Annotated in this window: 14 protein-coding genes and 1 riboswitch; of the genes, 6 read left to right on the top strand and 8 right to left on the bottom strand. The window is 69.1% G+C overall.

The genetic code is table 11. The features are described 5' to 3' along the window. Positions 1-6: 6 nt before the first annotated feature. The 3 genes from sdhD to D3869_RS09765 all read right to left on the bottom strand — a co-directional run bounded on the left by sdhD (position 7) and on the right by D3869_RS09765 (position 1,315). Complete coding sequence (sdhD, locus tag D3869_RS09775) at positions 7-402, bottom strand: succinate dehydrogenase, hydrophobic membrane anchor protein (RefSeq protein ID WP_014241602.1); 396 nt, start codon at positions 400-402, stop codon at positions 7-9. An 11-nt stretch (positions 403-413) separates the two neighbouring features. After that, positions 414-803, bottom strand: a complete 390-nt coding sequence (gene sdhC / locus D3869_RS09770) for a succinate dehydrogenase, cytochrome b556 subunit (RefSeq protein ID WP_109072269.1) — start codon at positions 801-803, stop codon at positions 414-416. A gap of 248 nt (positions 804-1,051) precedes the next feature. Further along, complete coding sequence (locus D3869_RS09765; RefSeq protein WP_014241604.1) at positions 1,052-1,315, bottom strand: hypothetical protein; 264 nt, start codon at positions 1,313-1,315, stop codon at positions 1,052-1,054. Between the two features lie 132 nt (positions 1,316-1,447). Here D3869_RS09765 and D3869_RS09760 point away from each other — a divergent pair, with 132 nt between their 5' ends. Both D3869_RS09760 and D3869_RS09755 read left to right on the top strand, forming a co-directional pair. Then, complete coding sequence (locus tag D3869_RS09760; RefSeq protein WP_137139886.1) at positions 1,448-2,467, top strand: aspartate-semialdehyde dehydrogenase; 1,020 nt, start codon at positions 1,448-1,450, stop codon at positions 2,465-2,467. Continuing rightward, a complete protein-coding gene (locus D3869_RS09755) occupies positions 2,464-2,898 on the top strand; it encodes an acetyltransferase (RefSeq protein ID WP_137139885.1) in 435 nt (144 codons plus the stop codon). Before D3869_RS09760 ends, D3869_RS09755 begins: the two co-directional genes overlap by 4 nt. 148 nt (positions 2,899-3,046) lie before the next feature. Here D3869_RS09755 and D3869_RS09750 read toward each other — a convergent pair whose 3' ends face one another. Next, the gene (locus tag D3869_RS09750; RefSeq protein WP_137139884.1) at positions 3,047-3,916 is read right to left on the bottom strand and encodes an NAD(P)-dependent oxidoreductase; all 870 of its coding nucleotides are present in this window, start codon (positions 3,914-3,916) and stop codon (positions 3,047-3,049) included. 26 nt (positions 3,917-3,942) lie between these two features. After that, positions 3,943-4,347 (bottom strand): tellurite resistance TerB family protein, encoded by a 405-nt coding sequence (locus D3869_RS09745; RefSeq protein WP_014241609.1) that lies wholly within the window; start codon positions 4,345-4,347, stop codon positions 3,943-3,945. Between the two features lie 147 nt (positions 4,348-4,494). Between D3869_RS09745 and D3869_RS09740 the strand changes: the two genes are divergently transcribed. From D3869_RS09740 to D3869_RS09730, 3 genes are all read left to right on the top strand, one after another. After that, entirely contained in the window at positions 4,495-5,442 is a 948-nt protein-coding gene (locus D3869_RS09740; RefSeq protein WP_137139883.1) for an AEC family transporter, read from the top strand. 255 nt (positions 5,443-5,697) lie between these two features. Continuing rightward, on the top strand, positions 5,698-7,389 hold the full coding sequence (locus D3869_RS09735) for a methyl-accepting chemotaxis protein (protein ID WP_137139882.1): 1,692 nt from the start codon (positions 5,698-5,700) through the stop codon (positions 7,387-7,389). Positions 7,390-7,478: 89 nt separating this feature from the next. After that, positions 7,479-7,583: riboswitch (SAM-I-IV-variant riboswitch) on the top strand. A gap of 49 nt (positions 7,584-7,632) precedes the next feature. Beyond that, a complete protein-coding gene (locus tag D3869_RS09730) occupies positions 7,633-8,556 on the top strand; it encodes a homoserine O-succinyltransferase (RefSeq protein WP_137139881.1) in 924 nt (307 codons plus the stop codon). A gap of 7 nt (positions 8,557-8,563) precedes the next feature. Here D3869_RS09730 and D3869_RS09725 read toward each other — a convergent pair whose 3' ends face one another. Together D3869_RS09725 and D3869_RS33035 are read right to left on the bottom strand one after the other, a co-directional pair. After that, positions 8,564-9,040 (bottom strand): hypothetical protein, encoded by a 477-nt coding sequence (locus D3869_RS09725; RefSeq protein ID WP_137139880.1) that lies wholly within the window; start codon positions 9,038-9,040, stop codon positions 8,564-8,566. A gap of 608 nt (positions 9,041-9,648) precedes the next feature. Then, a complete protein-coding gene (locus tag D3869_RS33035; protein WP_175426361.1) occupies positions 9,649-9,894 on the bottom strand; it encodes a hypothetical protein in 246 nt (81 codons plus the stop codon). Here D3869_RS33035 and D3869_RS09720 point away from each other — a divergent pair. Continuing rightward, positions 9,788-11,467 (top strand): methyl-accepting chemotaxis protein, encoded by a 1,680-nt coding sequence (locus D3869_RS09720; protein ID WP_137139879.1) that lies wholly within the window; start codon positions 9,788-9,790, stop codon positions 11,465-11,467. The two genes, D3869_RS33035 and D3869_RS09720, sit on opposite strands and share 107 nt — an antisense overlap. Positions 11,468-11,492: 25 nt before the next feature. Here D3869_RS09720 and D3869_RS09715 read toward each other — a convergent pair whose 3' ends face one another. Then, positions 11,493-14,261: an ATP-dependent DNA helicase gene (locus D3869_RS09715; RefSeq protein ID WP_137139878.1), complete on the bottom strand. Its 2,769-nt coding sequence runs from the start codon at positions 14,259-14,261 to the stop codon at positions 11,493-11,495. Between the last annotated feature and the right edge of the window lie 110 nt (positions 14,262-14,371).

Here is a 14,371-nt window from a genome sequence, read left to right as displayed (position 1 = left end):
GGCTCGTCAGGCTCCGAACGAAATCTTGAGGACGGCGATGACGCAGGCGGCACCCAGCACGAAGCACAGGGCTTTCACGGCCAGGATGCTCAGGATCTTCGCCATCTCATTGTGCACGTAGTCCTCGATCACCACCTGCAGCCCGGCCTGGGCGTGGTGGAAGGTGACCACGGCGGTCAGCACCATCATCAGCGCCGAGAAGGGCGACTCCAGCCACGCGACGAAGGCCGCGTGATCGGCGCCCAGATGGCGGATCACGCCGAAGACGAACCAGATGGTCAGCGGAACCAGGGCGATGGCGGTCACGCGCTGGTGCCACCAATGCTCGGTGCCGTGCTTGGCGGAGCCCAGGCCGCGCGCGATCTGCAGCGGCGAGCGGAGGGTCTTGCTGTTGGACGCCATGTCTTCTCTCCTCACCACACGGCCAGGCCGATGATCCAGGTCAGCACGGTCAGCACGGCCGCCGCACCGATGACGATCTGGTTGCCGCGCTCGGCCTCGCTCAGCTCGAACGACTTGCCGGCGTCCCACACCAGATGCCGGATGCCGTTGCACAGGTGATAATAGAGCGCCAGCGACCAGCCGAACATCAGCAGCAGCCCGAAGAAGGAGCCGATGAAGTGCTGCGCGCGCTCGTAGGCGGCGGGGCTGGTGGCAGCGGCGACCAGCCACCAGGTCAGCAGAAGGGTGCCCACGGCCAGCCCCACGCCCGTGATGCGGTGCGTGATGGACAGGAGCGCGGTCCTGGGGAGTTTGTAGACTTGCAGATGCGGAGAGAGCGGCCGACCGCTGCCGTTTGCCATTGCGTCGTCCTCAGTTCGGCGACCGGTCGCGGCAAGGAGGGCTGTTGCCGCGACGGCGGGTGATGCGAGACCGAAAGTTTTAAGCCCTGCTGTGTTTGGCGATTGAATTACGCCTCTACCGCACACGAGTCAACGGCAGGGACTTGGCCGTGGCCAAAATGGCGCACCGCGGGAAGTGCCTGAAAACTAACGGGCTTTGCTGCAGCTGGTATTACCAGGGCCGAAACCCGGCTTCGCCGTTCAGCCTATTACTTGTCGAAGCGGCGAACATTCTCCACCATCATCGAATACATCTGGGTAATCAGCTCCGCCGGACGCAGCCGGCCGAAGGGAATGTTCTCCTTGGCCCATTCCACCAGCCCCTCGGGCGGGCGGACCGGAGCGACCTCGTAGCCGGCCTTCTTCAGCGCGTTCATCACCGAACGCGCCTGCTTGGTGTAGTCCTCGTTGAAGAAGGACTTGTCCGCGTCCTTGATCGCCTTGGCGATGATGTCTTCGAGCGGAGTGGCCATGCCCCGGTGTGCCGGTCGCGGTCGTTCGTGATAGGGCGGACACGGTGTCACAACGCGGGCGCTGTTGCAATTCCATTGGGAACCGCATACCTCAAGCCCTCTTCGCACCGCATATCACAGGGATTAACCGCCATGGGCTACACAGTCGCGGTCGTCGGCGCCACCGGCAACGTCGGACGGGAAATGCTGACCACCCTCGCCGACCGCCGGTTCCCGGCCGACGCGGTGATCGCCCTGGCCGCCGACAGCGCGGTCGGCAAGGAGGTGTCCTTCGGCGAGGACGCGGTGCTGAAGGTGGAGGACGTCGCCCGCTTCGACTTCAAGGGCGTGGACATCGCGCTGTTCGCCGCGGACGCCAAGGTCTCGGCGGCCCACGCGCCGCGCGCCGCCGCGGCGGGCGCCGTGGTGATCGACGCCAGCCCGCAGTTCCGCATGGACCCCGACGTCCCGCTGGTGGTCCCGGAGGTCAACGCCGACGCGCTCGCCGGCTACGCGACGAAGAACATCGTGGCCAGCCCCGGCGGCGCGGCCGTCCTTCTGGCCATGGCGCTGAAGCCCCTGCACGAGCAGGCCACGATCAGCCGCGTCGTCGTCTCCACCTACCAGGCGGCCTCGGACGCCGGCAAGGAGGGCATGGACGAGCTGTTCGGCCAGACCCGCGCCATCTACGTGAACGACCCGGTGCAGAAGTCCGTCTTCTCCAAGCAGATCGCCTTCAACGTCATCCCCCACGTCGGCCCCTTCATGGAGGACGGCGCGACGCGGGACGAATGGGCGCTGAACGTCGAGACGAAGAAGGTCCTCGACCCCAAGATCAAGGTGAGCGCGACCTGCGTCCGCGTCCCCGTCTTCATCGGCCATTCCGCCGCCATCACCATCGAATGCGTCGAGCCGCTGACCGCCGAGGAGGCCCGCCGCATCCTGCGCAAGGCGCCGGGCATGCAGGTGATCGACCAGCACGAGAACGACGGCTACATCACCCCGGTCGAGGTCGCCGGCGACGACCCGGTCTTCGTCAGCCGCATCCGCGAGGACTACACGGTGGACAACGGCCTGTCCTTCTGGGCGTCCACCGACAACCTGCGCAAGGGCGCCGCGCTCAACGCCGTGCAGATCGCCGAGCTGCTGGTGAAGGAGTATCTCGACGCGTGATCCCGATCCGCTCCTCCCGTCCGGACGACGCCCCGGTCCTCTTTGCCGTCTGGCTCGCCGCGGTGCGCAGCACGCACGATTTCCTGAGCGAGGAGGACATTGCCTTCTACGCCGACCTCGTGCGCGACCAGTATCTTCCGGCGGCGGCGCTGCTGGTCGCGGTGGACGGCGACGACCGGCCGGTCGGTTTCCTGGGCATGACCGGGTGCAAGATCGACACGCTGTTCGTCGATCCGGCGTGGCACGGCCGGGGGATCGGCCGCGCCCTGGTCGCCCGCGCTCGCGACGGCGGACCGCATCTGACGGTGGATGTGAACGAGCAGAACGGCGCCGCCCGGGCCTTTTATCGGCGCCTCGGCTTCCGGGAGGTCGGGCGCTCCGCGCTGGACGACAGCGGCCGCCCGTTCCCCTTGCTGCATCTGGCCCTTTAAAGCGGATTGCAATCCGCTTTGGACCGCGCCGGCGGTCCCGGTCGCACATGCGACCGGAGCCCGCCGGCGAATGAGGCGCTATGAGTCCAAAGCGAACGGAAGTTCGCTTTAGCTCCGGCCGACGCGAACCGACCGGAGCCAGAAGGGCTTACTTGACGAACAGCCGGTACAGGGCCGAGTGGTCCAGCCCGCCGTCGCCCTGCTCGGCCAGCAGTTCGAACAGCTCCAGGCTGAGGCCCAGCGCGGGAAGCTGGATGCCGGACTGCTCCGCCAGTTCCTCCGCCTGCTTCAGGTCCTTGATCTGGGTGACCACGCGGCCGCCCGGCGTGAAGTCGCCGGAGACCATGCGCTGGCCGTGCAGGTCCAGGATGCGCGATTCGGCAAAGCCGCCGCGGATGGCGTCGCGGACCTTGCCCGGCTCCACCCCCGCCGCCTTGGCCAGCGCCAGCGCCTCGGCCACCGCGCCGATGCTCAGCGCGACGATCACCTGATTCGCCATCTTGGCGACCTGACCGGCCCCGCTGCCGCCGACATGGGTGATGCGCTGGCCCATCGCCTGGAACAGCGGCAGGGCGCGCGCGAAGGCCTCCTCCGTGCCGCCGGCCATGATGGTCAGGGTGCCGGCCTCCGCCGCCACCGTGCCGCCGGACACCGGGGCGTCCACCCAGTCGGCGCCCTTGGCGCGGACGGCCTCGGCCAGCTTGCGGGTCGCCCCGACCGCCGTGGTGCCCATGTCGATGACGAGATGGCCGGGCCGCAGCGCGTCCATCAGCGCGGCGGCCACCGCCTCCACAGCCACGGTGTCCGACAGCATCAGCACGATGGAGTCGGCGCGGGCGGCGACCTCGGCGGGCCCGGCGGCGGGGCTCATGCCCTCGGCCGCCAGCTCCTCGACGGGGCCGGGGCTGCGGCTGCTGATCACCAGGGCCGCGCCGGCCTTCGCCAGATTGCGAGCCATCGGCCGGCCCATCAGGCCCAGCCCGATGAAGCCGACCGTACGGTCCTTGAGGTTGGCCATGTCCCTGGCTGTCATGCTCCCGGCCGTCACAGGCGGGTATGGCGCGCCCGCGCGCCGCGTTCGATGGCGGCGGCGCACAGCCGGTCCACGCCCAGCTTGTGCCGGATCAGCTCCAGCATCCGCAGTTCCTCCTGCGAGGCCGACGGGTCCGCCGCGGCGATGTCGCAGGCGAGCGCGTAGGCGGTCTCGGACAGCTTGGACGGAATGGCCTCCTTGACGATCTGGAGCGTCGTCTCCAGCCCGTCGGCGTCGGCCAGCAGGCCGGAGCATTCGCGGGTCACGTCGGTCAGCCGGTCGATGTCGAAATCCTTGAAGATCGGCAGGTAGCGGACGTTCTCGCCGATGGCCTCAAGCTCCGCGTCCGTCATGTCGCCGTCGCACGCCGACACCAGCACCATGACGTAGATGAGCGCGCTGTGATGGTTGATCATCGAAACTCCTGCGGAAAAAGGGCCCCGCCCAATCTTGCCCGCCCCCCGCGCGCCGTCAAGGGAGGGAGCGCCGTCAAGGGAGCTATGCCCGGGGCGGACGGGTGGGTCCCTCGACAGGGGACGGGTTGCCCCTTAAGGTCGCCCCCCATGTCGGTGGTCTTCAACGTGGCGCTCCCGGTCTTCGCCATCATCCTGGCGGGCGTCCTTTCCGGTAAGGCGAAGCTGCTCGGTCCCGCCTCGTCGGAGGCGCTGAACAAGTTCGTCTACTGGATGGCCCTGCCGCCGGTGCTGTTCCTCGGAACGGCCAAGCGCTCGCTGCCCGAGATCTTCAACGGCCCCTTCATCGGCGCCTTCCTCGGCTCGATGCTGGCGGTCTACGCGCTGGGCGCCCTGCTCGGCTGGCTGATCCACCGCGAGCGGACGCAGATCCAGTGCATGCAGGGGCTGAACGCCTGCTTCTCCAACACCGGCTACATGGGCATCCCGCTGTTCCTGGCGGCCTTCGGCCCCGACCGTCTGGCCCCGGCCATCCTCGCCACCGTCATCATGAGCGCGATCATGGTCGGCATCGCGGTGATCTGGCTGGAGTTCGCCAACAGCCAGGGCGGCGGCATCGGCAAGGCGCTGCGCGACGTCGGCCGGGCGCTGGTCAAGAACCCGCTGATCATTTCCACGGCCCTGGGGCTCGCCTGGTCGGTCTTCCTATCCGGCGTGCCGGTGCCGCGCCCGGTCGCCATCTACTGCGACCTGATGGGCGCCTCCGCCGGCCCCTGCGCCCTCTTCGCCATCGGCCTGTTCCTGGCGACCCAGAGCCTGAAGGCCAATTTTCTGGAGGTCGGCTGGATCAGCGCGTGCAAGCTGGTGGTGCAGCCGGCGCTGGCCTGGCTGCTCATCCAGACGCTGTTCCCGCTGGACCCCTTCTGGGCCGGGTCGGCCATCATCCTCGCCGGCCTGCCCACCGGCGCCTTGACCTTCGTGGTGGCCAGCCAGTACCGCATCTATGTGGAGCGCACCTCCGCCGCGATCCTGATGTCCACCATCGCCAGCGTGGTCACCCTGTCCGTCCTGCTGGCCACCTACGCGCCGCCGCTCTGAACCTTGGCTTGCGGTCGCCCGGTCGTGTTCGCCTCTTCGGCTGCTCATCTTTCCTGACACAAAGACATCATTGAACAAGTGTCGCGCAGAACACGCCGCGTCGGTTTTGCATATTTTTTAATAATTGCCGCTCCATCATTTGATACAGGCAAGTCCAACGCCCCACGCAGGGACGTCTGGACTGCCAAATACTTTCGTTCAGACTCATAACAATCGACCGCCGCCGCATCGTTTCGGGGGAAAGAGATACGCGCCATGTCCATGCTGAGTTCCATGACCATCCGGACCAAGGTGGTCGCCGCCACCGTCTGTGTCCTGCTGATGTCGGTCGCCCTGGGACTGTTCGCCGTTGACCGGCTGAGCACCGTCAACCACGCCGCTGAGGAAATCCGCTCCAACTGGCTGCCCAGCGTCACCGCCATCGGGGAGATCGACGGCGCGGCCAACGATTACCGCATCCTGGAGGCGTCCCACATCCTGGCGCTCCACCCCGCGGAAATGGCCGAGGTCGAAAAGGAAATGACCACGGTTCTGAACCGCTTGGCGGAGGCCCGGCGGAAGTATGAACCGCTGTTGGCCCCCGGTTGGGAAACCCAGACCTTCAAGCGCTGGGAGGCCGCCTGGGACAGCTATCTGAAGATCAGCCAAGGCAAGCTGCTTTCCTCCTCCCGGGCCAACGAGAACGAGAAGGCCACCGGCATCTATCGGGAGGACTCGCGCAAGGCGTTCGACGAATGCTCCGCGCTCATCAACGAGCTGACCGCCTCCAACGTCCAGAACGCCGCGAAGGCGGCGGACTCCGGGCGGGCCACCTATGTCGGGGCGCGGAACTGGATTCTGGGCGCCATCGCCTTCGTGGCGGTCCTCTGCCTGTTCGCCGGCATCGCCATGACCAAGTCGGTCGCCCGGCCCATCGTCGCCCTGACCGCCATCATGGACCGTCTGGCCAAGCGCGACCTCGGCATCGCGGTGGAAGGCGGCGCCCGCCGGGACGAGATCGGCGCCATGGCGCGTGCGGTGCAGGTCTTCAAGGACGGCCTGATCGAGGCGGAGCGCCTGACCGCCGCCCAGGCCGCCGAGGAGGAGAACAAGCGCCGCCGCACCGAGCGGATCGATTCGCTGATCCGCAACTTCGACGGCGCGGTGCACAGCGTCCTGCAGACCGTGGGCGCCGCGGCGTCGCAGCTCGACACCACCGCCCGCAGCATGACCGACATCGCCGAGCACACGCGGGCCGAGGCCGGCAGCGCAGCGGCGGCGGCCGAACTGACCTCCGCCAACGTGCAGACCGTCGCCGCCGCGTCGGAGGAGATGGCCGCCTCCATCACCGAGATCTCCCAGCAGGTGTCGCAGTCGGCCGGCATCGCCGGCAAGGCGGTGGACGAGGCCGACCGCACCAACGCCACCGTGCAGGGGCTGTCGGAAGCGGCCCAGCGCATCGGCGACGTGGTGGACCTGATCCAGAACATCGCCGCCCAGACCAACCTGCTGGCCCTCAACGCCACCATCGAGGCGGCCCGCGCCGGCGAGGCCGGCAAGGGCTTCGCCGTCGTGGCGAGCGAGGTCAAGAGCCTCGCCAACCAGACCTCCAAGGCGACGGAGGAGATCGCCCAGCAGATCGCCGGCATCCAGGCGGCCACCGGCGGGGCGGTCGGCGCGATCCGCGGGATCGGGGCGACCATCTCCTCGATCAACGACATCTCCTCCTCCATCGCCGCCGCCATCGAGGAGCAGGGGGCGGCGACCCAGGAGATCAGCCGCAACGTCCAGCAGGCGGCGCAGAGCACCCAGGAGGTGACCAGCAACATCGGCCGCGTGTCGCAGGCCGCGACCGAGACCGGCAGCGCCGCGAGCCAGGTGATGTCGGCCTCCGGCGACCTGAACCAGGGGGCGATGCGCCTGAAGAGCGAGGTGGAGAACTTCCTCGTCGCCATCAAGGCGGCCTGAGGATCCCCCGATCAGGACCGGAGGGCGGCAGTGGGACCGTCCTCCGGTCCCGCTCCTGTTGCCAAGCCGCCGCTGCCCGTATAATGTGCACCGCGCATCAAGAGTTGAGCGGACGCTCAACGCCAACCTGCTTTCCCGAGCAAGGTGGCGTCCCGAAGGGGGATGTGGCCGGACCGGCAAACAAACGGGGTTCGCCATGACGTCTGTTCCGACCGATGCACCGACAGCGGAGCCGGACGAGTCATGCCCATCAGGATACCCAACGATCTTCCCGCCTTCACCGCCCTCCAGACCGAGGGCGTCATGGTCATGCAGGAGGCCGACGCCGTCCGGCAGGACATCCGGCCGCTGCGCTTCGGCCTGCTCAACCTGATGCCCGACAAGATCCGGACCGAGACGCAGATCGCCCGCCTTCTGGGCAACACGCCGCTTCAGGTCGAGCTGTCGCTGATCCGGATCACCAACCATGTGCCGCGCAACACCGCGGCGGACCACATGAGCGCCTTCTACCGCTCATGGGAGGACGCGCGCCGCGAGACGTTCGACGGCTTCATCATCACCGGCGCCCCGGTCGAGACGATGCCCTTCGAGGAGGTGTCCTACTGGGACGAGCTGTGTTCGGTCTTCGACTGGACGCAGAGCCACGTCCACGCCTGTCTGAACATCTGCTGGGCGGCGCAGGCCGCCGTTCATCATTTCCACGGCGTGCCGAAGCATCTTCTGCCGCGAAAGGCGTCCGGGGTCTACCGGCACCGCAACCGCGCCCCCGCCTCGCCCTACCTGTGCGGCCTGTCCGACGGCGTGCCCATCCCGGTCTCGCGCTGGACCGAGGTGCGCGAGGAGGACATCCTCCCGGAAAGCGGCCTGCGCGTGCTCCTCGATGCCCCGGAGACCGGCCCCTGCCTGCTGGAGGACGCCGCCCACCGGTCGCTGCACATGTTCAACCACATCGAGTACGACACGGACACGCTGCGCAACGAGTATGTCCGGGACGTCGCCAAGGACCCGGCCACGCCGGTTCCCCAGGGCTATTTCCCCGACGACGACCCGAGCCAGCCGCCGGAGAACCGGTGGCGGAGCCACGCCCATCTGCTGTTCGCCAACTGGATCAACCAAGTCTACCAGACGACGCCCTTCGACCTCGCGCGCATCGGCAAAGCCGGATAGGCCGCCGTCACGGCGGCTTGGCCGCCCCATCGCCGCTCACCCCCTGTTGCGCCCCATCGTCCATCTGCAAGGCGAGCCAGAGCAGATGAGCCACGGCGGCCGGGCTGACACCGGTCGGACGGGAGCCGCCCGCACCGTCCGCCGCCAGACCGTACAGGGCCGCCACCAGATGGCCCTTGGCGCGGGGCGACAGCCGGCGGCCCCGGTCGGCCAGCCCCTGCTCGACCAGGGCGACCGCCTCGCTCAACAGCGCGAGGTCGAGCACCGACCGGGGAGGGGCGGCATCCCGCGGCGGAAGCGGAAGAGCACCGTCGCCGGACTCCGGCCGCCCGGCCGCCATCCGCATGCGGCCCCGGCCGGTCAGCAACCAGTTCATATCGATGCCGAGGGTGGCCAGTTCCGACAGGGTCTCCCCCTTCGGCAGCTTGCCGTTCAACTCGTAGGACTGCCACGTGTTCTCCCCGAGGCGGAATCGGCGAGACATTGTTTTTTGTGTCTCACCGAGAAATTCGCGCACGGTTTTGAGCCGGTCCCCAAGCTGCACCATGCCGGCTTCTCCCAAGCCTGGAGAGGAAGCCTCCATTTCCACGGTGAACTTGCTTCCCACGGCGCCCCGCTCGCGACGAGGCCGATCGTCGGTTGCACGTTTTCTCATGTTGCGACGATACGTATTATCGTGTAAGAAACGCTGGGATACGCGGTGCGCAGCACTTTTACGCATGGATACGACATGGCCATTCTCGGTGTGCGCTCCATTCATTCCGCCTATGATCCGGGCTCCGCGGGGCCACCGGTGAGCGTCTGCACGCGACACTAGAAACCGTGCATCCCCGAAGGGCCTTCAGGTTCCGCACCGGTAGAGTCGCGAAGTCTCCTTCACCGCCCGCGGGAGCACGGCGGCCATGATGACTGCGGGACGCCAGTCTCTTCCGGACCGACGTCTTCGAAGGCGTCCCGCGAATCTCTCCGCATGGTCGCCCCTTGGCCGCCGACCAATCCTTCAACTTATCGCAGAACATGTGGGTTTTTGCATTGCCCATCCGCGCGCCCATGCGGTCGGGCGTGCGGAGCGTGTGCGGCATCGCCTCACTGTCACACAATGAACAATTTTGCCGCAACCGGTTCATTGCGTAATTCATAATTATCAACGAAGACGAACAGAAATAAAAAGCCCTCTTTGGTGACGCGCGAGGAAGCCAACCACCAAAACAACAGAAAAGAGAAAAACACCATGAACGACATCAGCGTTAAAACAAAAACCTTCGCCGTTTTTGCGTTTCTATCCTTGCTTCTCGCTGGAATCGGCACCTTGGGAATCAACCGGCTGTCGGTGGTCAACGACAGCTCGACGGAAATCGCCAGCTTCTGGATGCCGCGGGTCGTTCAGGTCAACGTCGTGAACGACGCCGTGTCGAACTTCCGTATCCTGCAGAGCACCCACATCCTCAGCGCCACCGAGACGGAGATGACCGCGGTGGAGAAGCGGATGGACGAGATGGAAGCCGGCATCGCCAACGCCCGCCGGACCTACGAAGGGACGCTGCGCACCGCCGAAGGGCGCAGTCTGTTCGCCCAGTTCGAACAGCAGTGGGCGCAGTATCTCACCCTGCACCGTCAGATCACCGCCCTGTCGCGGCGCAACGAAAACGCCGCCGCCAACGCCCTGTTCCGCGACGCGGCCGACAAGGGCTTCCAGGAGGTCGGACGGACGCTCGACGCCATGATCGACCACAACAACCGCGGGGCCGCCAAGGCGAGCGACGACGCCGACGCCGTCTACGCCCAGTCCAGCACGATGCTCATCGTCGCGCTGCTCATCGGCATCGCCGTCTGCCTGGGCGGCGCGCTGATGATGATCCGCGGCGTCTCCTCGCCGATCGGCGCGATGACCGAGGCGATGCGCCGGCTGGCCGGCGGCGACAAGACGACGGCCATTCCCTTCGCCAGCCGGGGCGACGAGATCGGCGCGATGGCCACGGCGGTGCAGGTCTTCAAGGACGGGCTGATCGAGGCCGACCGGCTGGCCGCCGCGCAGGCCGCCGAGCAGGCCGCCAAGCTGCGGCGGACCGAGGCGGTCGAGCGGTTGATCGCCTCCTTCGAGGATCAGGTCGCCGACGCTCTGCGCAACGTCGCCGCCGCCGCGACCGAGCTGGACACCACCGCCCAGAGCATGGCGGTCACCGCCCGCCAGACCAACGACCAGGCGGCCAACGCCGCCGCCGCCGCGGAGCAGACCAGCGCCAACGTGCAGACGGTCGCCAGCGCCGCGGAGGAGATGTCCAGCTCCATCGGGGAGATCGGGTCGCAGGTCACCCGCTCCACCGGCATCGCCGGACAGGCGGTGCAGGAGGCCGGCCGCACCACCGACTCCGTGCGCGGGCTGGCCGAGGCCGCGCACCGCATCGGCGCCGTGGTGCAGCTCATCACCAACATCGCCGGCCAGACGAACCTGCTGGCGCTGAACGCCACCATCGAGGCGGCCCGCGCCGGCGAGGCCGGCAAGGGCTTCGCCGTCGTCGCGTCGGAGGTGAAGCAGCTCGCCAACCAGACCGCCCGCGCGACGGACGAGATCGCCGCCCAGATCCAGGCGATCCAGGAGGCCACCGCCGGCTCGGTCGGCGCCATCGAGGGGATCGGCCGCACCATCGCGGCGATCAACGAGATCTCCACCTCCATCGCCGCCGCGATCGAGGAGCAGTCCGCCGCGACCAACGAGATCTCGCGCAACGTCCAGCAGGCGGCGATCGGCACGCGCGAGGTGTCCAGCAACATCGCCCAGGTGACCGAGGCCGCCGGCACCACCGGGGCCGCCGCCCATCAGGTGCTGGGTGCGGCCGGCGGGCTGGCCTCCCAGGCAGAGAACCTGCGCCGCGACGTGGAGAGCTTCCTGGCGGCGATCCGCGCCGCCTGAGGCGCTGTCCGGTTCCTGCGGGGTCTCACCAGCCCCGCAGGAACTCCGCCGTCGCCTCCACCGCCTCCTTGATGCCGACGCGGCGGACCTCCACCCCCTCGGGGAAGGCGCCGAACAGGCGGCTCGGCATCATCGGGTCGAGCAGCACGAACACCCCGGTGTCGTCGGCCCGCCGCACCAGCCGGCCGAAGGCCTGCTTCAGCCGCAGCCGCGCGATCATGTCCTCGTAGCGCCGCCGCCCGAAGGCGTCGCGGCGGGCACGGTGCAGGATGTCCGGACGCGGCCAGGGCACGCGGTCGAACACGATCAGCCGCAGCGAGCGGCCCGGCACGTCCACCCCGTCGCGCACCGCGTCGGTGCCGAGCAGGCAGGCGTGCTCCTCCCCCCGGAAGATGTCGATCAGGGTCGCCACGTCCAGCGGGTCGACATGCTGGGCGTAAAGCGGGACGCCGGTGGCGTCCAGCGGCTCCACGATGCGGTCGTAGACGGCGCGCAGGCGGCTGATCGCGGTGAACAGCCCAAGCCCGCCGCCGCCCGCCGCCTGGAACAGCGTGCGGTAGGCGGACGCCACCTGCCCCAGATCGTCCTTGCGCACGTCGGTGACCACCATCACCCGCGTGCGGTTGGGGTAGTCGAAGGGCGACGGCACCTGGGCGCGCAGCGCCGGCTTGGGCAGGTGGCTGGCGCCGCAGCGGTCCTCCGCCGCCTGCCAGTCCATGGCGGTGTCGCCGGTACCGTCGGTCAGCGTGGCGGAGGTGACCACCATGCCATGCGCGGGCCCGGCCAGCGCCTCGGCGAAGGGAACGGTCGGGTCGATCCAGTGGCGGTAGAGCCCGACGTCGACGTCGCGCCCGTCGATCCGCTCCACCGCGAACCAGTCGACGAACTGCGCCGGGGTCTCCACCGGCAGTGTCTTCAGCATGGCCCGCCACGCCTCGACGGTCAGCACGCCGCGCCGGGTCAGGCTGCGCGCCATGGCGTCGATGCGCCGCCGCTGGTCGCTGTCCAGCTCCGCCGTCTCGTCCTCCAGCCTTGCCGCCAGCCGCTTCGCCAGCCCGGCCAGCGGTTCCGCCAGCCGGACCAGCGCCGCCTCAAGAGCCTCCGCGGCGTCGAGCAGCCCGTCCACCGGGTAGGCCTTGTCGGCCTCCAGGCTGTAGGGGCCGCCCTGCCCCGCCGTGCGCGAATAGACCTGCCGGCGCGCGGCGAGCAGAAAGGCCTCGGTCGGCCCCTGCGGGTTGTCGGCGGACAGCCGCGCCGCCCAGCCCTCCGCCGGCAGGACGCGGGCGCCCAGCATCACCGCGTCCATCAGCTCCTGCGCCCGCTCGTCGCTGGCGACCAGATCCTCGATGCGGCGCTTCAGCCCGCGGGCGCGGCTGCGCCCCGTCTCTTCCGCCCCCAGCAGCCAGCGCCGCAGCTCCTGGGTCTCGCGCCCGGTCAGATGCCCGGCGAAGGCGCTGTCCGCCGCGTCGAAGACATGATGCCCCTCGTCGAAGACGTAGCGGGTGGGCAGAGTCGGCTCCTCGCCGCCGCCGAGCGCCGCCTGCACCATGACCAGCGCGTGGTTGGCGATCACCACGTCAGCCTTGCGGGCGCGGCGCACGCTCTTCTCGATGTAGCAGCGGGCGTAATGGTCGCAGGCGGAATAGATGCACTCCCCCCGCCGGTCGGCGAGGCCCAGCGTCCGCCCGCGCCCGGCGATGTCGACCAGCCAGCCGGGAAAGTCGCCGCCGGTCAGGTCGCCGTCGCGCGTCGCCGCGGCCCAGCGCGCCATCAGCCCGACCCCGATGGCGTGGTGCGGCTGCATCGGCATGCCGCGAACCGCTTCCTCCAGGTTCAGCAGGCACAGGTAGTTTTCCCGGCCCTTGCGCAGCACGACCTTGCGCGCCTTGGTCGCCGGTTCGGGGTAGAGGCGGTCCAGTTCCGCGTCGATCTGGTGCTGGAGGTTGCGGGTGTAGGTGGAAATCCACACCGTGCCGCCGTTCTTCTCCGCCCACACCGTGGCCGGCGCCAGATAGCCGAGCGTCTTGCCGACGCCCGTTCCGGCCTCCGCCAGCACGACGTTCGGCGTGTCGGGCGCGGGGCGCGGGGCGAAGGCGGCGGACACCGCGCTGGCGTAGTCGGCCTGCTGCGGGCGCGGCTCGGCCACCTTGCCGGGCACGCTGGCCGACAGCATCACCGACAGCCGGCGGCGCGCCTCGTCCGGCTCCACCGGATGGTGGGCGGGCGGCGGCTCGGGCGGGCCGTCCTGCCACTCCTTGATGCGGGTCCAGACGCGCAGGCCGGCGCGGGCGGCGCCCTTCTCCGGCCCGTCCGGCTTGCCGAGCGCGGCCAGCACCGCGGGCGCCCACAGCCAGCCGGCGCGCCCCATCTCCCAGGCGAAGGCCACCGGGTCGGAGGCTTCCTCGCGCCCCGGCGTGCCGAGCAAACCCAGCAGCTTGCGCACCGCCCGGTGCAGGGCCAGCGCGTCGTCCTCCAGCCCGTCGGGGATCGGCAGGTCCAGCGCCTCGGCCAGCCCGCGCGGGGTCGGCACGCAGAAGCGGGCGGGCAGGACGAAGGCGAACAGCTCCAGCAGGTCGAAGGCGGCGAAGGGCTCGGTCCCCAGCCGGCGCGCCATCGCCCGCGCGTGGCAGACCAGCGGCGGCTGGCGGCGCGCCCGCTTCGCCGCGGCGGCGGGGGCCAATTCCTCCACCTCGCCGTCGCCGGTCAGCAGGACCACGCGCCGCGCGCCGGCGACCAGGGCCGGCGCGTCATCGAGGCTGAAGGACGGGAGGGAGGGCGCCGAGGTCAGATCCATGGCGCGCAGTATAGTGGCCCCCGCCGCCGCAATGCGAGCAAACCCGTGTTGACCGATCGGCCCGCCCCCTCGAAAGTGCTCCCCCGTCCTTGAGCGTCGCAGAGGAGAGG

The organism is Azospirillum brasilense (genome assembly GCF_005222205.1).
Taxonomy (GTDB): domain Bacteria; phylum Pseudomonadota; class Alphaproteobacteria; order Azospirillales; family Azospirillaceae; genus Azospirillum; species Azospirillum brasilense_G.
The sequence above is the reverse complement of the archived record's forward strand: the minus strand, read 5'-3'. Positions and strand labels throughout refer to the sequence as shown.